The 17,092-nt window shown below is 62.7% G+C and carries 17 protein-coding genes; 8 read left to right on the plus strand and 9 right to left on the minus strand.

Features of this window, described 5'->3' with window-relative positions; genetic code table 11:
- Nucleotides 1-101: 101 nt before the first annotated feature.
- Nucleotides 102-1,559 (minus strand): ABC transporter substrate-binding protein, encoded by a 1,458-nt coding sequence (locus tag AC1Q80_RS25865; RefSeq protein ID WP_492362368.1) that lies wholly within the window; start codon nt 1,557-1,559, stop codon nt 102-104.
- A gap of 294 nt (nt 1,560-1,853) precedes the next feature.
- A complete protein-coding gene (locus AC1Q80_RS25870) occupies nt 1,854-2,534 on the minus strand; it encodes a YoaK family protein (RefSeq protein ID WP_492362273.1) in 681 nt (226 codons plus the stop codon).
- Nucleotides 2,535-2,754: 220 nt separating this feature from the next.
- Here AC1Q80_RS25870 and AC1Q80_RS25875 point away from each other — a divergent pair, with 220 nt between their 5' ends.
- The 7 genes from AC1Q80_RS25875 to AC1Q80_RS25905 all read left to right on the plus strand — a co-directional run bounded on the left by AC1Q80_RS25875 (nt 2,755) and on the right by AC1Q80_RS25905 (nt 10,315).
- Complete coding sequence (locus AC1Q80_RS25875; protein ID WP_492362274.1) at nt 2,755-3,855, plus strand: LacI family DNA-binding transcriptional regulator; 1,101 nt, start codon at nt 2,755-2,757, stop codon at nt 3,853-3,855.
- Nucleotides 3,852-4,874: an ABC transporter substrate-binding protein gene (locus AC1Q80_RS25880; protein ID WP_492362275.1), complete on the plus strand. Its 1,023-nt coding sequence runs from the start codon at nt 3,852-3,854 to the stop codon at nt 4,872-4,874. Before AC1Q80_RS25875 ends, AC1Q80_RS25880 begins: the two co-directional genes overlap by 4 nt.
- Nucleotides 4,875-4,982: 108 nt before the next feature.
- Nucleotides 4,983-5,810, plus strand: a complete 828-nt coding sequence (locus AC1Q80_RS25885) for an ABC transporter permease (RefSeq protein ID WP_492362276.1) — start codon at nt 4,983-4,985, stop codon at nt 5,808-5,810.
- A complete protein-coding gene (locus tag AC1Q80_RS25890; RefSeq protein ID WP_209790034.1) occupies nt 5,807-6,586 on the plus strand; it encodes an ABC transporter permease in 780 nt (259 codons plus the stop codon). Before AC1Q80_RS25885 ends, AC1Q80_RS25890 begins: the two co-directional genes overlap by 4 nt.
- A complete protein-coding gene (locus AC1Q80_RS25895; RefSeq protein WP_492362277.1) occupies nt 6,579-7,607 on the plus strand; it encodes an ABC transporter ATP-binding protein in 1,029 nt (342 codons plus the stop codon). Before AC1Q80_RS25890 ends, AC1Q80_RS25895 begins: the two co-directional genes overlap by 8 nt.
- Before the next feature lie 6 nt (nt 7,608-7,613).
- On the plus strand, nt 7,614-8,537 hold the full coding sequence (locus tag AC1Q80_RS25900; protein ID WP_492362278.1) for a nucleoside hydrolase: 924 nt from the start codon (nt 7,614-7,616) through the stop codon (nt 8,535-8,537).
- A gap of 17 nt (nt 8,538-8,554) precedes the next feature.
- Nucleotides 8,555-10,315: an adenine deaminase gene (locus AC1Q80_RS25905; RefSeq protein WP_492362369.1), complete on the plus strand. Its 1,761-nt coding sequence runs from the start codon at nt 8,555-8,557 to the stop codon at nt 10,313-10,315.
- A 255-nt stretch (nt 10,316-10,570) separates the two neighbouring features.
- Here AC1Q80_RS25905 and AC1Q80_RS25910 read toward each other — a convergent pair whose 3' ends face one another.
- A complete protein-coding gene (locus AC1Q80_RS25910; RefSeq protein WP_492362279.1) occupies nt 10,571-11,752 on the minus strand; it encodes a M20 aminoacylase family protein in 1,182 nt (393 codons plus the stop codon).
- 193 nt (nt 11,753-11,945) lie between these two features.
- Here AC1Q80_RS25910 and AC1Q80_RS25915 point away from each other — a divergent pair, with 193 nt between their 5' ends.
- Nucleotides 11,946-12,626, plus strand: coding sequence for a phosphoribosyltransferase (locus tag AC1Q80_RS25915; RefSeq protein ID WP_492362280.1), 681 nt, complete (start codon nt 11,946-11,948; stop codon nt 12,624-12,626).
- A gap of 28 nt (nt 12,627-12,654) precedes the next feature.
- Here AC1Q80_RS25915 and AC1Q80_RS25920 read toward each other — a convergent pair whose 3' ends face one another.
- The 6 genes from AC1Q80_RS25920 to AC1Q80_RS25945 all read right to left on the minus strand — a co-directional run bounded on the left by AC1Q80_RS25920 (nt 12,655) and on the right by AC1Q80_RS25945 (nt 17,037).
- A complete protein-coding gene (locus AC1Q80_RS25920) occupies nt 12,655-13,122 on the minus strand; it encodes a DUF411 domain-containing protein (RefSeq protein WP_173423077.1) in 468 nt (155 codons plus the stop codon).
- Nucleotides 13,123-13,198: 76 nt separating this feature from the next.
- Complete coding sequence (locus tag AC1Q80_RS25925) at nt 13,199-13,471, minus strand: copper-binding protein (RefSeq protein ID WP_173423076.1); 273 nt, start codon at nt 13,469-13,471, stop codon at nt 13,199-13,201.
- A 26-nt stretch (nt 13,472-13,497) separates the two neighbouring features.
- The gene (locus AC1Q80_RS25930; RefSeq protein WP_209790027.1) at nt 13,498-13,983 is read right to left on the minus strand and encodes a cupredoxin domain-containing protein; all 486 of its coding nucleotides are present in this window, start codon (nt 13,981-13,983) and stop codon (nt 13,498-13,500) included.
- A 38-nt stretch (nt 13,984-14,021) separates the two neighbouring features.
- Nucleotides 14,022-15,371 (minus strand): multicopper oxidase family protein, encoded by a 1,350-nt coding sequence (locus AC1Q80_RS25935; RefSeq protein ID WP_492362281.1) that lies wholly within the window; start codon nt 15,369-15,371, stop codon nt 14,022-14,024.
- Nucleotides 15,372-15,385: 14 nt separating this feature from the next.
- Nucleotides 15,386-16,810 carry a TolC family protein gene (locus AC1Q80_RS25940; RefSeq protein ID WP_492362282.1) on the minus strand — a complete coding sequence of 475 codons (1,425 nt, stop codon included), beginning with the start codon at nt 16,808-16,810 and terminating at the stop codon, nt 15,386-15,388.
- On the minus strand, nt 16,807-17,037 hold the full coding sequence (locus AC1Q80_RS25945) for a hypothetical protein (protein ID WP_492362283.1): 231 nt from the start codon (nt 17,035-17,037) through the stop codon (nt 16,807-16,809). The genes AC1Q80_RS25940 and AC1Q80_RS25945 overlap by 4 nt, the downstream gene beginning before the upstream one ends.
- Nucleotides 17,038-17,092: the final 55 nt, after the last annotated feature.

Genomic DNA, 17,092 nt, shown 5'->3' on the forward strand with positions numbered 1-17,092 from the left:
GCTTCCGACTTAAGCGGAAGCGCTCTGTCTTTTGCTTTTACGCATCTCCTGACGGAAAACCGCTTCGCACTTTTCCTGGAAATGCTCTGGAAAACGAGGGATCAGTTCCCGCTTTTCTTGATGTTGTAGGCGAAGAACTGCGAGTTCAGGCCGTTGACGGGATAGCCGGTAACGGCCGAGCTCGAGACCACGATCTGCGGATAGAGGTAGAGCCAGTTGCTGGCTGCGTCCTCGGCAATGATGCGGTTCGCCTCGGTCAGTTTTGCCGTCTGTTCGTCGGTGTTTGCGGCGGCTTCGGATTCCTTGATCAGGTCGACAACCTTCGGATTGTTGTATCCCCAGTAGAAGTCGGGGTTGCCGTAGAAGACGATGTCGCGATGGTTGACATGCTCCTGCAGCGTCGCCTGGAAGTCATGCGCCTTGTAGACCTTGGTGTACCACTCATTGGCGGTGATGACGTTGATCTCGACCTTGATGCCGACCTTCGCCAGTTCGCTCTGCAGGAACTGGGCAACGATCGGATGCGGGTCATAATTCGGTGTGTCGAGCTTGAACGAGAAGCCGTCGGCAAAGCCAGCTTCCTTCAAGAGCGCCTTGGCGCTTTCGACGTCATAGGCGTCGACGGCAGTGAGGTCGACATACCAGGGATCGGTCGGCGGTACGAAAGAACCGATCAACGTGCCGTACTCGCCCCAGATCGACTCCAGCAGCTTCTTATCGTCGATCGCGCGGGCGATGGCCTTGCGAACCTTGACGTTGTTGAAGGGTTCGACCCGGTCGTTGAACGCCAGCAGTTCCTTGGTGGTCGACTGGCCGGCAGTTACGGTGAAATCAGGGTTGTCCTTGAACTGCGCGATTGAATCCGGGCTCTGGACGCTGGTGATGACATCGACTGCGCCGGTCAGCAGCGCATTGTTGAGCGCGGTCGCATCGGTGAAGTACTGGAAGACGACTTCGCCATTGGTGGGCGCCGTGCCCCAGTACTTGTCGTTGCGCGTCAGCGCCAGCGAGGAGCCGCGGCGCCATTCGTCCAGGCGGTAGGGGCCTGTGCCGTCTTCGCTGGCATTCAGTTCCTTGGCCGCGTCATTGACGATCCAGACGTAGCTGAGATTGTAGGGAAGCGAGATCGAGCGGGCGGAAAGCTTGACCACGACAGTCTGGTCGTCGGGCGTCTGGATCTCGCTGATGGTTGCCAGGCTCTTCTTGCGCGAACTCTTGGAGTCCGGCGCGACAACGCGCTCGATGCTGTGCTTCACATCCTTGGCCGTCAGCGGGTCGCCGGAATGGAAGGTTACGTTCGGCCGGAGCTTGAAGGTGTAGGTCAGGCCGTCTTCGCTGATCGTCTGTTCGGCCGCGAGACCGGGCGCGACGTCGCCCGCGTCGGTCAGCGTGAACAGCGCTTCGTAGACATTGCCGTTGAAGGCTTCGTTGATGCCCTGGCCGGCGCCTGCAGTGTTGTCCAGGTTCTGCGGCTCATAGAGCGAACCGACGACGATGGAGGCATCCGGGTTGAAGCCTGCGTCCTGCGCGAGCGCTGCCGTGCTCGTCGACAGAACCATGGCCAAGGCTGCAGAGGCAAGGATCGAGCGCCCGCCTTTCCGGCCATTCCCTGAAAGTCCACCCAAATCGATCGTGTTGCCAGTCATTTCCCTAACTCCTGCATAAATGCTCATCACGCGCTATCGCGCTTGCCATCCGAATGTACACATCGGGCGGTTGCGGTGCATCATACAAATTCCCTAGTAATTTAGTGGGAATTTTGGTTCGTTTTGTCGCGCAAAGTTGAAATTTGCACCTGCGGCTGGCGCCGGCAGGCGAAGGGTGTTCCTCCCATGGAGGATGCATCGACGGGATTATCGTTGCGCGTATCGCTTCGACCAGCGCGCCGGAATCGTCAGGACCAGAATGCACAGCAGCCCGGCCAGGATCGCGGGCGCCCAAAGCGAGAGTTGCCCGAATCGATGTTCCAATACGGCGCCGACGATGGCCCCGCCAAGCATACCGATCCAGGGGACGATCTGGATCGTCCATTGTATGTTGCCCGTCCCCATGATCCATCGGCCCAGGCCGCGGCCGAAACGGGAGAGGGCGCCGGTCACATAGGTCAAGCCGATAGGCAGTCCCTCGATGTGCTCGACGGAGGCGTTCACGACGCCCATGGCAAGGACGATGAGATAGAAGCGCAGCACATTCGGCAGATGGTCGCCACCGGCTGCGGCCACGGCGAGGATGACGGTAACGCTGCACAGAACACCGACGGCGCGAAGCCGGCTTGCGACGATCGTTCCCATGGCATTGCCGACGACGAAGACCGCGAGCGAGCCGAGAAGGATGAGCGACCGCAGGATGTTGCCGTCGGCGACGGCTGTCGCGGCACGCGTGGTGTTGCCGCTCATGAAGGAGACGAAGTCGCCCACTGTCAAAAGGCCGATCGCATCAGTCATTCCGGCCAGAAAGGAAATGAGCGCCACCACGAGAAGCGCTGTGCCGGTTCGCTGGCGCTTGATGATCCGACGCCGTCGTTGAAAGGTCATGATGCTGCCCCGCCGTTTTCCTCAGACTTAATCGGCTGCCCGCGCGAATGGAAGGGGTCGGGGCCCAGCGACAATGAGGGCGAGTTGCGTCGTCTGTCCACAGATCGGGCGCGACAAGAAGCACAAATTATTCGACAGCCGGCAAAAGGATTCGACAGTGACGAGATTCTGATATATCGCATGATTAATCGTTTAATCACCGATAGCGGAAACCACGGCCTTGGCGCGTTCCGGACCAAAACTGACGAGGATTGCCAGAACACTGGGCGTCTCCGCGGCGACGGTCTCCAACGCGCTTTCCGGTAAGGGCCGCGTCTCCGCCGAACTCGCCGAGAAGATCCGCGCAACTGCCGCAGAGCTCGGTTATGTGCCGAGCCTGGCGGGCAGGGCGCTTCGCACTGGCCGCACCGCCGTCCTCGGTCTCGTCCTTCCCGATATCGCCAATCCGCTCTTCCCACAGATCGCACAGGCGATCGAGCTTGCCGCGTCTTCGGCCGGCTATGGTGTTCTGATCGCCGACTCCCGCGGCGACGTCGCCACCCAGACCAAGGCCATCGAACGGCTGATCGACCGCGACGTCGACGGCATGGTGATCGTGCCCCGGCGCGGCACGCGCATCGCCGATGTCGGCTGTCCCGTCGCTGTCATCGATACTCCATCGACGCCGGGCAACACGGTTGCCGCCGATCACTGGGGCGGTGGCCGGCAGATCGCCGAGCATCTGAAGGCGCTCGGGCACCGGCGCGTTCTTGTCATCGGCAACAATCCGGCTTCCAACGTGCAGAACGACCGTATCGGCGGCATTCGCTCGGCCTTTGGTGAGGCCGCCTTCGTCGAAATCCTCTGGATTGAACCGCTCGAGCGCGAAGCGGGCAAGGGCTGTCCGCTCGGTCTTGCCGAGAAGGTGGCCGAAGGTTTCACCGCGTTTGCCTGCGTCTCCGATCTTCATGCACTGAGGGCGCTGACCGAATTGCAGCGTGCCGGCATCAACGTGCCGGAAAAGGCAAGCGTTACCGGCTTCGACGATCTCATCTGGTCGCCGGTGGTAACGCCGGCGCTGACGACGGCGCGCATGGACATGACGCGAATTGCCGCGATTGCCGTCGAGGCGCTGGTGAAGGCGATCGGCGAGCGTGATCCGGCCGACGCCGGCATCGGTGCGCCGGTGACCGCCGAAAACGCCGAAGTGCCTATGCAGCTGGTCGTGCGGCAATCGAGCGCCGCGCCGCCGACCACACAGTTTCAGCCTCAGACGATTGCCAACGCCGGAACCACGGCCCCAGCCAGAACCACCGCCCCAGAAGGAGAACACCAGTCATGAAGAAGATCCTGCTCGCTTCCAGCGCGCTTTTGCTCATCGGCGCCAATGCCGCTTCCGCCCAGGAAAAGACGCTGACCATTTCCGTCTATGGTTTCGCCCAGGACGCCTTCAAGGAGCTGGTCTACACCCCCTTCGAAGCCAAGTGTGGCTGCAAGCTGGTGGTCGAGACCGGCAACAGCGTCGAGCGCCTGGCAAAGATGGAAGCCAACAAGGCAAGCCCTGTCGTCGACATGGCTGTCGTCTCCATGGCTGACGCGCTCTCGGCCTCGCGTGCCGGCCTGATCGAGAAAATCGACAACAGCAAACTCACAAACTTCAACAAGCTCTATGACATCGCCAAGGACCCGAACGGCGACGGCATGAGCGTCGGCTACACCTTCTACGCCACCTCGATCGTCTATCGTTCCGACAAGATGGAAGTGAACTCCTGGGCAGACCTGCTCGACGAGAAGAACGCCAGCCACGTCGCCTTCCCGAACGTCACCACCAACCAGGGCCCGCCGGCGCTCTACATGGTCGGTGAGGCGATCGGCAAGAACACGCCGGACCTGAAGGAAGCGATCGCTGCCGTCGGCGCCAAGAAGGACGAGATCGTCACCTTCTACGTCAAGTCTTCGCAGCTCGTGCAGCTGATGCAGCAGGAAGAAATCTGGGCCGCTCCGATCGGCCGCTTCTCCTGGGAAGGCTTCACCAAGCTTGGTCTGCCGATCAAGTGGGCAACCCCCAAGGAAGGCCAGACCGGCGGCATGAACGTGATGGTCCTGACCAAGGGCGGCAAGAACCAGGACCTGGCGCTGGAATTCATGGACTTCTGGCTCTCGACGGAAATCCAGACGGCGCTTGCCGAAAAGCTGGTCGACAGCCCCTCCAACAAGGAGGTGAAGGTTGCGCCCGAGATCGCAGAAAACCTCACCTATGGCGAGGAAACCGTGAAGAGCCTCAAGCTCATTCCGTCCGATGTCGCGCTCGACAATCGCGAAGCCTGGCTCTCCGAGTGGAACGCCCAGGTCGGCCAGTAACACAATCCAGAAATGCCCCCATCCCCAAGGGTGGGGGCGATCCCGCGGGGCCCTCGACCAACCGAGCCGAACCCGCGACGCATGAACGTCACGAAAGGAAGACGAGGGATGTTTCAGAACCGCGCCGAGGCATTGGCGCTCGCATTGCCGGCGGCGGTGTTTGCGGCGATCGTCTTTCTGGCGCCCGTCGTCATTCTGCTCGCCGAAGGCTTTCGCAGCGCCGACAGCTGGTCGCTGTCCGCCTATGTCGACTTCTTCACCAATCCGCTGAACCGCACCGTCTTCCTGCGCACGTTCCGGCTCGGGCTGATGGTCACAGTCGTTTCCGCCGTGATCGGCTATGCCGCAGCTTTTGCGATCGTCAATCTTTCGCCGCGCAGCAAAGGGCAGATGATCGGCCTCGTCGTGCTGCCGCTGATGATCTCGTCAGTCGCGCGAACCTATGCCTGGATCGTCATTCTCGGCCGCACCGGCATCGTCAACCAGGCGCTGCAGCTCATCGGTCTTTCCGATGAGCCGATCCGCTTTCTCTTTACCGAAACGGCCGTGTTCATCGGCCTGTTGCAGCTGTTCCTGCCGCTGATGATCCTGTCCTTGATCAGCGCCCTCGAGAACATGCCGAAGGACGCCATCCCGGCGGCGCGCGTGCTCGGCGCCAACTGGTTCCAGGTGTTCTGGAAGGTCATCCTTCCCTTGACCAAGGAAGGTCTCGTCATCGGCGGGACGCTGGTCTTCACCGGTTCGCTGACGGCCTACATCACGCCTGCGATCCTCGGCGGCTCCAAGGTGCTGATGCTCGAGACGCTGCTTTACCAGCGCGTCACCGTTGCCAATGATTTCGTCTCGGCAAGTGTCATTGCCTTCATCCTGATCGTCATGAGCTTTGCTGCCAATCTCCTTCTGAAACGGCTCGCCACCGCGAGGAACAAGCGATGACCCCCCGCATCTTTTCGCCCCTTGTCCTGTTTCTGGTTGTCGCCTTCCTGATCGGGCCGTTCTTCATCATTGTCGCGGCATCGCTGTCGGGTGGCGAGACCCTGGCCTTTCCACCGCAGGGTTTTTCGCTGAAGTGGGTCGCCAAGGTCTTCACGGTCGAAAGCTTCCGCGAGAGCTTCGCCGTGTCGATGCTCCTCGCCATTGGCGGCACCGCCATGGCTCTGGTGCTCGGCATTCCCGCGTCCTACGCGCTGTCGCGCTACAAGCTGCCCTTCGGCGAGACCATCCGCACGATCGTGTCGCTGCCGATCATCGTACCGGGCATCATCGTCGGCCTGGCGCTGCTGCGCTACATCGTCGTGCCCTTCGGTTTCAACATCACGCTGGCGCTGTTCCTCGCGCATACGGCGCTGGTGCTGCCCTATGCCGTGCGCGTCGTCTCGGCCAGCCTCAACAACCTGCGCTCCGATATCGAGGAAGCGGCGGTGCTGCTTGGCTCCTCGCGCGCTGGCGCCTTCTTCCGGGTGGTGATGCCGAACATCCGCAGCGGCATCCTTGCCGCCTTCATTCTCGGCTTCGTGACGAGCTTCAACCAGGTGCCGGTCTCGCTGTTCCTGTCCGGGCCCGGCGTGCGCACGCTGCCGATCGATATGCTCTCCTACATGGAGATCACCTATGACCCGTCGGTTGCGGCCCTGTCTGCGCTGCTCGCCTTCATGTCCATCGGCATCGTCTTCCTTGCCGAACGCTTCCTAGGATTTTCCCGCTATGTCTGACGCTTCCTTCCTCAGCCTCGAAAAACTGACGCTTGCCTATGGCGATACCGTTGCGGTGAAGGACCTCGACCTGTCGATCCGCAAGGGCGAACTGATGGCATTCCTCGGTCCGTCCGGCTGCGGCAAGACGACGACGATGCGCTCGATCGCCGGGCTGCTGACGCCGGCATCTGGCCGCATCAGCCTCGACGGCGTCGACATCACCCGTGTCTCTGCCAACAAGCGGTCGGTCGGCCTGGTCTTCCAGTCCTACGCACTGTTTCCGCATCTCACGGTGTTCGAAAACGTTGCGTTTGGCCTGCGCCTGAAGAAGCTGCCGGCAAGCGACATCGAGGCGCGCGTCACCGCCGGCCTCAAATCCGTTGGCCTGTCCAAGTTCGCTTCGCGTAAGCCGGCCGAGCTTTCGGGTGGCCAGCAACAGCGCGTGGCTCTTGCCCGCTCGATGGTGATGGAGCCGAAGGTCCTGCTGCTCGACGAGCCGCTGTCGAACCTCGATGCCCGCCTTCGACTGGAGATGCGCACCGAGCTGCAGCGCGTGCAGAAGGAAACCGGCGTGACGATGATCTTCGTCACCCACGATCAGGGCGAGGCGCTGTCGCTTGCTGACCGGATCGTGGTGATGCTGAACGGCGCGATCGAGCAGATCGGCACGCCGGAAGACATCTACAATCGGCCGGTTTCCCGCTTCGTTGCCGATTTCGTCGGCTTCGAGAACATCTTTGCCGTCGAAGGCGGCAAGCTCAAAGCCGCAAATGGCGCGATTTCCCTTTCCGAATCCCTGCCGCCTGACACGGCAGGGCTTGCGTGGCGTCCGCGCATGGTGACCCTTGGTTCAGGTCCTTTCCAAGGCACTGTGCGCGGAGCTTCTTTCTCCGGAAGCACCCGCGAATATCTGCTCGACACGCCGCTCGGCGCGATCAAGGCCGAGGAGGATGCGGGCCTTGCCGCGCATCAGCCGGGCACCGAGCTCACCTTCGACCTGCCGGTTGCCAGGGCGGCGCGGCTTGAGCGGTTCGGGTAACCGGCAATGGGAATCTGGATCGATACCGACATGGGTTTCGACGACATCGCTGCGGTGCTCGTCGTTCTCCACGCCAATGAGGTGATTGACGGCATCTCGCTCGTCTTCGGCAATACGCCGATGGAGCAGGTGCGACGCAACGCTGCCAGTGCGGCGATGGCATTCGGCTGGACGTTTCCCATTCATGAGGGCCGCGCCTTGCCGGTTCTCGGCAAGCTCGAAACGGCGGAACGGATTCTGGGCGAGAGCGGCATGCCGACCGCCGGCCTGTCGTTGCCGACGGCCGAGCCGCTTCCCGCGAGCGATGCCTTTGACGCGCTTTGCCGCTGGCTGGAGGAGGGCAACGGACCCCGCCGGATCCTGGCGCTCGGTCCGCTGACCAACCTTGCCGCATTGTGTCTCGCCCGCCCGGATCTGGCCGCGAAGATCACCGATCTGACCTGGATGGGCGGTGGCGTCACCAGTGGCAACCACACGGCATCCGCTGAATTCAACGCTTTTGCCGACCCGGAAGCACTGGCGATCGTGCTGGCGCACGACCTGCCGCTGCGCATGGTCGACCTCGACCTATGCCGCAAGGTCTTCGCCTATCCCGATGATATCGCGCCCATTCGTGCCGCCGGTGGCGTCAACGCCGCGCTGATCGCCGATCTCCTGTCTGGCTACGTGTCGATCGGCACCAGCCGCGGGCGGCCGGGCATGGCGATCTACGACCCTTGCGCCGCCGTCGCATTCGTTAATCCGGGCGCGATTTCCTTCCGCAAGGCGCGCATAGACGCGGAGCTTGCCGGCGCGCTCACCCGCGGGCGCACCGTGGTCGAGACCCGTGAGAGCCACGCTGCCTTCAATGCCGAGTACGCAACCGACGTACATGCGGAAACGGCGCGTGCGCAGATCCTTGGCGCCCTGATGAAGGAAGCCGCGAAGTGACGCGCCCGCAGGAGCCGATGGACCTGATGGATGCGACGTTGCGCGCGCGCGCCGTTGCCGCCGCGCGAGGGGCAGCCGCATTTGACCTGCTCATCACCGGTGGCGTCGTGGTCGACATGGTCACCGGCGAGCGGCGCGCAGCTGACGTCGGCATTGTCGGTTCGGTGATTGCCAGCGTGCATGCGCCGGGTAGCCGCAGCGATGCTGCAGATATCGTCGATGCCTCAGGCGCCTTCCTGTCGCCGGGACTCATCGACACGCACATGCATGTCGAAAGCTCGATGGTGACTCCCGCCACTTACGCTGACGCGGTGCTGCCGCGCGGTGTCACGACTGTTGTCTGGGATCCGCACGAGTTCGGCAATGTCAGCGGCATCGCTGGCGTCCGCTGGGCTGCGGATGCGATCGCTGACCTGCCGCTGCGCTGTGTGCTGCTCGCACCGTCGAGCGTGCCGTCCGCGCCTGGCCTTGAACTGGCAGGCGCAGATTTCGACGCCGATGCCATCGCCACCATGCTCGCCTGGCCCGAGATCGGCGGCATCGCCGAGATGATGAACATGCGCGGCGTGATCGAAGGCGATCCCCGCATGCGCGCGATCGTCCAGGCGGGACTGGTAGCGGCCAAGCCGGTCAACGGCCATGCGCGCGGCCTTGCCGGCTCCGACCTGCAGGCCTTCGTGACCGCGGGCGTCAGTTCGGACCACGAACTGGTTTCCGCCGACGATCTGACGGCGAAGCTCCGCGCCGGACTCACGATCGAATTGCGCGGCTCTCACGATCATCTTCTGCCAGAATTCGTCGAGGCGCTGAACGCGCTCGGCCACCTGCCGCAGACCGTGACGCTTTGCACCGACGATGTCTTCCCCGATGATCTCGATCGTTTCGGCGGTCTTGACGATGTGGTGCGGCGGCTGGTGCGCTACGGGCTCAAGCCGGAATGGGCGTTGCGCGCCGCCACACTGAACGCCGCTCAGCGCCTCGGGCGTAATGACCTAGGTCTCGTTGCGCCGGGACGGCGGGCGGATATCGCGATCTTCGACGATCTACAGGAGTTACGCGCCCGCGCGGTGATTGCCGGCGGCAAGCAGGTTGCCGTTGAAGGGCGGATGATCGACGCTGCGCCGAAGGCAGATGTTCAGGCGCTTGCCGATACGATGAAGATCGAGCCGTTGTGCGAGGCCGACTTCGCTATTCCGGCAACGGGCGAGAAGGTCCGTGTCGCCACGATCGATCGCCCGCGCTTTACCCAATGGGGCGAGGTCGTGGCCGATGTCGAGAGCGGCTTCGTCGTTCCGCCGCAAGGCGCGACGCTGATTGCCGTTGCCCACCGCCACGGCCGCGGCGACAGCAGGCCGCGTGTCGGGTTGCTCACCGGCTGGGGAGAATGGCGCGGCGCCTTTGCAACGACTGTCTCCCACGACAGCCACAACCTGACGGTCTTCGGCGGCAACGCCCACGACATGATGGTGGCTGCCAATGCCGTCATTGCCGCCGGCGGCGGCATGGCCGTGGCATCTGCCGGCAAGGTCGATGCGATCCTGCCGCTGCCGCTGTGCGGCCTGGTTTCCGATGCGCCGCTGGCCGAAGTATCGTCCGGCTTTGCGCGCCTGCGCGACGCTGTCGGGCGGATCGTCGATTGGCAGCCGCCCTATCTCGTCTTCAAGGCCTGTTTCGGAGCGACGCTTGCCTGCAACGCCGGCCCGCACCAGACCGATCGCGGCATAGCCGATGTACTGACGGGAAAGCTTCTCGAAAGCCCGGTTCTCGAAGTTCTTTGAGGCATCAAGCGGGGCGACGTTTGTCGCCCTGCCACGCACACAATTGATCACGGCAATTTATCCGTTCGCCGCATTGGCGAAATCCCGTGTGCCCAGTCCAACAGTCCGACAGTCTTTGTCAGTGCCGGCGGCCAAAACCTTTCGGCGGTGCGGCAGGCCGGCAGCCACCGTTTCTGGCATAGCCTTTTCCCGGGGCGCAATCCGCTCAGAGCAATCACGCGTGCGGATACGCGCTGAGCGGGTTGCGTTCGAAGTTTAGAGATCCGCCGAAGCGCTCAATTCCTGTTCCACCAATGTCGTCCAGAAGGTGACACCGGGACCGATCGCGTCGTCGTTGAAATCATAGGCGGTGTTGTGGTGAAGCGCGCCGTCGACGGCTGGGCCGTTGCCAAGCCAGACGTAGCAGCCGGGGGCTTCCAGGCCGAAGAAGGCAAAATCGTCGCCGGCGGTTGATGGCGGAAACTGTGTCCGCGTCTTTTCTCCGAAGACGGCGCGGGCTGCCGACAGCGCCCGTTCGCTCGCATCTGCATCGTTGACGACCGGCGGGATACGACGCTCGAATGCGTAGTCGACCTTGATGCCATACATCTCGGCAGTGCCGCGGGCCAGACGACCGATCTCCTCCTCGAGCTGATCGCGAACGTGAGAGGCATAGGCGCGCGCGGTGCCACCGATCTCGACCGTATCGGGAATGACGTTTAGCGCCTTCGGGTCGCCGGCGCGCACCGAGCAGGCGCTGACAACGGCCGGCTGCAGCGGATCGACGACGCGACCGACAATCGATTGCAGCGAGGCGAGGAAGGTGCCGGCCGCCGTTACCGGGTCGCGGCCCAGATGCGGCTTGGCGCCATGGGTACCGACACCGCGGAAGGTCAGCCGCCAGCTGTCGGACGAGGCGAGCTGCGGTCCTGCCACGACGGCCATTTCGTCCGGGTCGAGACCGGGCATGTTGTGAAGGCCGTAAACGGCATCACAGGGGAAAAGCTGGAAGAGGCCGTCCTCGACCATGCGCCTGGCACCGCCACGCCCTTCCTCGGCCGGCTGGAAGATGAAATGGACCGTGCCGGAAAAACTGCGCGTCTTGGCGAGATGGCGGGCGGCACCCAGAAGCATGGCCGTGTGACCGTCATGGCCGCAGGCATGCATCTTGCCGGCTTCCTTGGATTTGTAGGGCCGGTCGGCTATCTCCGGCATGGCCAGTGCATCCATATCGGCGCGCAGGCCGATCGAGCGCGTGCCGTTGCCGATCTGCAGCGTGCCGACGACGCCGGTTTTTCCGAGCCCACGGTGGACTTTAAGTCCTGCCTCTTCAAGTATTTTGGCCACCAGATCGCTGGTGCGGACTTCCTCGAAGCCAAGTTCGGGATGGGCGTGCAGATCACGGCGGAATTCGGTGAGGAAGGGCAGGTCGTTGATGATCCCATCTGGCACGCGCATTGTCAGGCAGTTCCTTGCATGTCTGTCGGAGAAGGGCCGTCGAATTCCCCAGATTTGCGTCGGCCGGGGCGCCCTTTCGGTTTGATCGAAGTGGTAAACGGTATAGACGAAAACCGCCGGAACCAGAACAGTGCGCCGGCGTTTTCATCGCCTTTCGTTCGATGCCTTTGTGGCGCAGAAGAGGACCGTATCGATGCAGCCGCATGAATTTTGGCAGGATGTGTTTCCGCCGAAAAGTTTCGAGACTGGAAGCGGTTATCGGGATTTCTTCCCGGCAACGCTTGATGACGGTCGCCAGATCCAGTTGCCGATCCGGCAGCTCTCCGATGGCAGGCACGCGCTGGCTTCGCTGATCGTCAACCAGGCGAGTTTTGCCGTCGAGGAGACGCTGGCAACGGAACTTGCTCTAAGGCTGGCGCCGTTCAATCCGGATGTGATAGCCGGCCTGCCGACGCTGGGGCTGACGCTCGCGGCTGCCGTCGCCCGCAAGCTCGGCCATGCCCGCTACGTGCCGCTCGGCACGTCGCGCAAATTCTGGTACGTCGACGATCTCTCCGTGTCGCTGTCGTCGATCACCACGCCCGACCAGAAGAAGCGGCTCTATGTTGATCCGCGCATGCTGCCGCTACTGGAGGGTAAGCGCGTCGTGCTCGTCGACGACGTCATCTCCAGCGGCACGTCGATCGTGGCGGGTTTGACTCTAATGCAGGCCTGTGGCGTCGAGCCGGTCGCGATCGGCGCCGCCATGCTGCAGACCGAGCGGTGGCGACAGCCCCTGGCCGACCTCGCGCCGCATTGGCCGGACCGCGTCGTCGGTGTGTTCCGCACGCCGTTGCTGACCAAAGAGGAAGACGGCGCCTGGCGCGCCGCCTGACGGTTCAATCTGCCCAGTCAAACCGGCGCTATTGCGCCGGTCGCACCTTGTAATAGACGGTCGCGGCTGCGCCCGAGGTCTTGGCGATAGTGTAGACGTCATAGGACGCTTTGGGGTCGTCGCCCATGCCGAGCGAGCCTGCCGGCATGCCCGGCACGGCAATGCCTGCCACATCCGGCTTTTCGGTCAGAAGCTTCTGCACGGCCTCCAGCGGCACATGCCCTTCGACGACATAACCGTCGATGACGGCAGTGTGGCAGCCCTCCATGTCGGCCGGAACGCCAAACCGGGTCTTGATCGGCGTCATGTCGGCTTCGTCGCGGATGTCGACCTTGAAGCCGGCCGCTTCCATCGCTTCGGCCCATTGTTCGCAGCAGCCGCATTGCGGATCCTTGTAGACCGTCATCGGTCCGGCTGCGATCGCCATGCCTGATATCAGCATCGACATGCTCATGATCGTACCGGCGATGAAATGTCTGCGTTTGAGGTTCAACATCGAACGCTCCTTTCCTGTCTGTTCTGCCTGGTCGCCCAAGGCCCGGAATTCCTTATACCGGGCCTTGGGCGTCTGATTACTTGATCTCGGTCACTGTCAGCTTGCCATCGACGCGGTCGGCGACGAATTCGATTGCGGCCCCTTCCTTGAGCTTTGCCAGGATGGCCTCATCCTTGACACGAAACACCATGGTCATGGCCGGCATGTCGAGGTTCTTCAGGTCCTCGTGGGCGATCGTCACCTTCTTGGCGGAGGCATCCAGTTTCTTGACAGTTCCCTTGGTGAACTCGGCTGCCTGGGCAGACGCGGCGAGCGCGAGGACTGCAAACAATGTGATAAGCGTTTTCATAGTATCATCCTTTCAACTGGTTACAGTCACTTCTTCACGACTTCGAGCGGCCCGTGCATGCCGGCGTCATAGTGGCCGGGCACCAGGCAGGCGAATTCGAAGGTGCCGGTGTTGGTGAAGGTCCAGACGATCTCGCCGGATTTGCCCGGCTCAAGCCGAATGGCATTCGCATCGGCGTGTTCCATGTCCGGGAACTTCTCCATCGCCACCTTGTGCTCCTGGATCTGCGCCTTGTCGTCGAGGACGAATTCATGTTCGAGTTCGCCGACATTCTTGATCGCGAAACGCACGGTCTGCCCCTGGCGGACCTTGATGGTTGCCGGTGTGAAGATCATCTTGCCGTCGTCAGTTTCCTTCATCGTCACGCGCACGGTCTGGGTCGCCTTCTTGGCGTCGCCGGGCTCTCCGATCGACATGGCGTCATGTCCGCCGGCGTGCGAACCGCTGGCCAGCATCGGCGAGGCGAGCGAGGAAGCGGCGATGAACGCCAGTGCGAAAAGTGTCGTCTTCATCTTGGTTTCCTTGTTTGCATTGGAAGAGGTCATTGCGGTCAGCCCTTCTTTGCGGGAGGCGGCGTGATCACGGTCTTGGCATCGGTGGCGCGGGTTGTTTCCGGCAGCGCGCCGGTCCATTCCCAGGCCTGTGTTCCCGGTGGGTTTTCGTACCAGCCGGGGTCGCTGTAATCCCCGGCGGAGATGCCTTCGCGTACCTTCACCACCGAGAACATGCCGCCCATCTCCAACGCGCCGTGCGGACCCCATCCGGTCATCATCGGGATCGTGTTGTCGGGAAGCGGCATTTCCATTTCGCCCATGTCGGCCATGCCAGCCGTCCCCATGGGCATGTAGTCGGGCTTGATCTTGCGGATTTTCGCCGCGACCGCAGTCTTGTCGGCGCCGATGAAGGTCGGGACATCGTGGCCCATCGCATTCATCGTGTGGTGCGACTTGTGGCAATGGATCGCCCAGTCGCCCTCATACTTGGCGTCGAACTCGTAGGCGCGCATGGCACCGACCGGAATGTCGATCGAGACCTCCGGCCAGCGGGCCTCGGGTCGAACCCAGCCGCCATCGGTGCAGGTCACCTCGAAATCGTATCCATGCATGTGGACCGGATGGTTGGTCATCGTCAGGTTGCCGACGCGCACCCGCACCCGGTCGTTCTTGGCAACGACCAGCGGATCGATGTCCGGAAAGATGCGGCTGTTCCAGCACCACATGTTGAAGTCCGTCATCTCCATGATGCGCGGGACATAGGTGCCGGGGTCGATGTCATAGGCGTTGAGCAGGAAGACGAAGTCGCGGTCGACCCGCATGAAGGCCGGGTCCTTCGGATGGATGACGAAGAAGCCCATCATGCCCATGGCCATCTGCACCATCTCGTCGGCATGCGGGTGGTACATGAAGGTTCCGGATTTCACGAGATCGAACTCGTAGACGAACGTCTTGCCTGCCGGGATATGCGGTTGCGACAGCCCGCCGACGCCATCCATGCCGGACGGCAGGATCATGCCGTGCCAATGGATCGTGGTGTGCTCCGGCAGCTTGTTGGTGACGAAGATGCGCACCCGGTCACCCTCGACCGCCTCGATGGTCGGGCCGGGGGACTGGCCGTTGTAGCCCCAGAGATAGGCGGTCATGCCTTCGGCCATCTCGCGTTCCACCGGTTCGGCGACGAGGTGGAATTCCTTGACACCATTGTTCATCCGGTGCGGTAAGGTCCAGCTGTTGAGCGTGACGACCGGATTGTAGTCCGGCCCACTCGTCGGCACGAGCGGCTTCTGCGTGGCGGCATTGTCCATGCCTTCCGCTTCCGGCAATCCGGAGTTCGAGGTCTGTGCCCAGGCTGTGGTGGAAACGAGTGCCGCGCCTGCGCCAAGGATTTGTCGTCTGTTGAACATGGTCATCGTCCCTTTCAATCCGCGCCTGCGTCGGCCGCTGCGCCGCCGCCATGAATGGCCGTCATCAGATCGGCGTCGGCGAGCCAGAAATCGCGTTTGGCATTGATGGTGAGGATCACTGAGTCCACCTTAGACCTGTTGTCGGCGAGCAGTTCGAAGGTGCTGGTGATCATACCGTTGTAGCTGAGAGTGGCTTCCTCCTCGATCTTCGTGCGCAACGGTACGACGGTGTTGCGATAGTGTCGGGCGATGTCGTAGCGCGATCGATAGGCCTGGTAGGCAGACCGCGCTTCAGACCGGATGTTGACCGCCTTCTCGGCAAGTTGGTTTGCTGCGCGCATGTGCGCCAGCTCCGCCTTGCGCAGACTGGCCTTGCCTGTGTCGAAGATCGGGATGGTGAACTCCAGCTCCACCTGGCCTGTTGTCTCGAACTTTGTGTCGCCGTCTTCGCGCTCGCGTTCGGCTTCCGCACCGGCAACGAGCGTCAGATCGCTGACGAAGCGTGTCGCCTCGGTCAGCCGATAGGACTTTGCTACCGCCTCGAGATCCAGGCGCGCCATCTGCAAATCGACACGGCGCTTGAGCGCTTCAGCCTCGATGCTGTCCCGGCGGGAAAGCGCCTTCGGCAGGTCGGGCAGCCGGTTGGGTACCTGGTAGTCGGCATTCGCTCCCCAAAGTCCCATCTTCCGAGTGAGGTTTTCCTTCGCAAGGCGGGCGGCGAGACGCGCCTCTGCCACCTGGCCGGCGAGTTCCGCATTGAACACATGCTCGCGGGCCTGGTCGGCCTTGCCCATGGCGCCGGTCTCGCCGAGCTTGGCTGCGAGTTCGGAAGCTGCGTCGGCGGCTGCCTGCGCCCGGTTGAGCTGTGCCACAGTTTCCCACGCCGAGACCGTCTCAACCCAGGCGCGCCGGGTTTCGCCGGCAAGCGCAAGCGTCTGCAGGGCTGAGGCGAGCTGTGCCTGGCGAAAGCGGGCGTCGGCAACAGCGATGGTCTTCTCCCGCGTCATCAGCGCCAGGATATTGGTCGTGATCAGCCCTTCGATGGCGCGGTAAGCTTGAAGCTCCGGCGCTCCGATCCCGGTGGTGCCGATCGAGATCGTCGGGTTGAGCAGCATGGTTGCCTGCCAGGCATCTGCCGAGGCTTCGCCGAGATCCGCATAGGCCGCCTGCAGGCCCTTGTTGTTGAGCAGTGCGATCTGGATAGCGGTATCGGCATCCACCGATTTGCGCGCAAGCAGTGCCTTCACCTGCGCTTCGGCCATTGCGGCCTGTTCGCGGTTCTGAATCCAGACGCTGCGCTTCGCCGTTCCGGCGCCGACCTTGGCCTCGACGGCCGTGAACCCGGCATCCCCAGCCGAATATTCGGCGTTTGTGGCGCAGCCGGCAAGGACCAGCGGCAGGCCGATGGTCGCTGCAAGCTTGAACTTCCGCATGGTCATGAGGCGTCTCCCTTGACGGGAGATTGCGCGTCGTTGAGCGGAACCCAGCGCTTCGGGCCGACCGGCTCACGGTGGACGTAACCGGCGACAGGGCTTCTGTAGGTCTGGTTATTAATATTCGCGGAGCTTTCCGCGGGATCGGCGAGGCTTGTGACCTCGGCAGGCATCGTGGTTGCGCATCCGCCCAGAAGAATGGGCAGGAGCGCCATGGGAAACAGACGTTTCATGGTACGACCTGAAATGTGAATGACGGATATCGGCGTCCGACCGGCAAAGCCGGGC

This window comes from Ensifer sp. GW823-FHT05D09, assembly GCF_058795755.1.

What these genes read in the sequence shown, in the direction of transcription:
- AC1Q80_RS25910 (WP_492362279.1), bottom strand. Translation starts at nt 11,752, where the DNA reads ATGCGCGTGCCAGATGGGATCATCAACGACCTGCCCTTCCTCACCGAA.
- AC1Q80_RS25900 (WP_492362278.1), top strand. Translation starts at nt 7,614, where the DNA reads ATGGGAATCTGGATCGATACCGACATGGGTTTCGACGACATCGCTGCG.
- AC1Q80_RS25880 (WP_492362275.1), top strand. Translation starts at nt 3,852, where the DNA reads ATGAAGAAGATCCTGCTCGCTTCCAGCGCGCTTTTGCTCATCGGCGCC.
- AC1Q80_RS25870 (WP_492362273.1), bottom strand. Translation starts at nt 2,534, where the DNA reads ATGACCTTTCAACGACGGCGTCGGATCATCAAGCGCCAGCGAACCGGC.
- AC1Q80_RS25920 (WP_173423077.1), bottom strand. Translation starts at nt 13,122, where the DNA reads ATGTTGAACCTCAAACGCAGACATTTCATCGCCGGTACGATCATGAGC.
- AC1Q80_RS25930 (WP_209790027.1), bottom strand. Translation starts at nt 13,983, where the DNA reads ATGAAGACGACACTTTTCGCACTGGCGTTCATCGCCGCTTCCTCGCTC.
- AC1Q80_RS25865 (WP_492362368.1), bottom strand. Translation starts at nt 1,559, where the DNA reads ATGGTTCTGTCGACGAGCACGGCAGCGCTCGCGCAGGACGCAGGCTTC.
- AC1Q80_RS25915 (WP_492362280.1), top strand. Translation starts at nt 11,946, where the DNA reads ATGCAGCCGCATGAATTTTGGCAGGATGTGTTTCCGCCGAAAAGTTTC.
- AC1Q80_RS25945 (WP_492362283.1), bottom strand. Translation starts at nt 17,037, where the DNA reads ATGAAACGTCTGTTTCCCATGGCGCTCCTGCCCATTCTTCTGGGCGGA.
- AC1Q80_RS25905 (WP_492362369.1), top strand. Translation starts at nt 8,555, where the DNA reads ATGGACCTGATGGATGCGACGTTGCGCGCGCGCGCCGTTGCCGCCGCG.
- AC1Q80_RS25935 (WP_492362281.1), bottom strand. Translation starts at nt 15,371, where the DNA reads ATGTTCAACAGACGACAAATCCTTGGCGCAGGCGCGGCACTCGTTTCC.
- AC1Q80_RS25885 (WP_492362276.1), top strand. Translation starts at nt 4,983, where the DNA reads ATGTTTCAGAACCGCGCCGAGGCATTGGCGCTCGCATTGCCGGCGGCG.
- AC1Q80_RS25925 (WP_173423076.1), bottom strand. Translation starts at nt 13,471, where the DNA reads ATGAAAACGCTTATCACATTGTTTGCAGTCCTCGCGCTCGCCGCGTCT.
- AC1Q80_RS25895 (WP_492362277.1), top strand. Translation starts at nt 6,579, where the DNA reads ATGTCTGACGCTTCCTTCCTCAGCCTCGAAAAACTGACGCTTGCCTAT.
- AC1Q80_RS25890 (WP_209790034.1), top strand. Translation starts at nt 5,807, where the DNA reads ATGACCCCCCGCATCTTTTCGCCCCTTGTCCTGTTTCTGGTTGTCGCC.
- AC1Q80_RS25940 (WP_492362282.1), bottom strand. Translation starts at nt 16,810, where the DNA reads ATGACCATGCGGAAGTTCAAGCTTGCAGCGACCATCGGCCTGCCGCTG.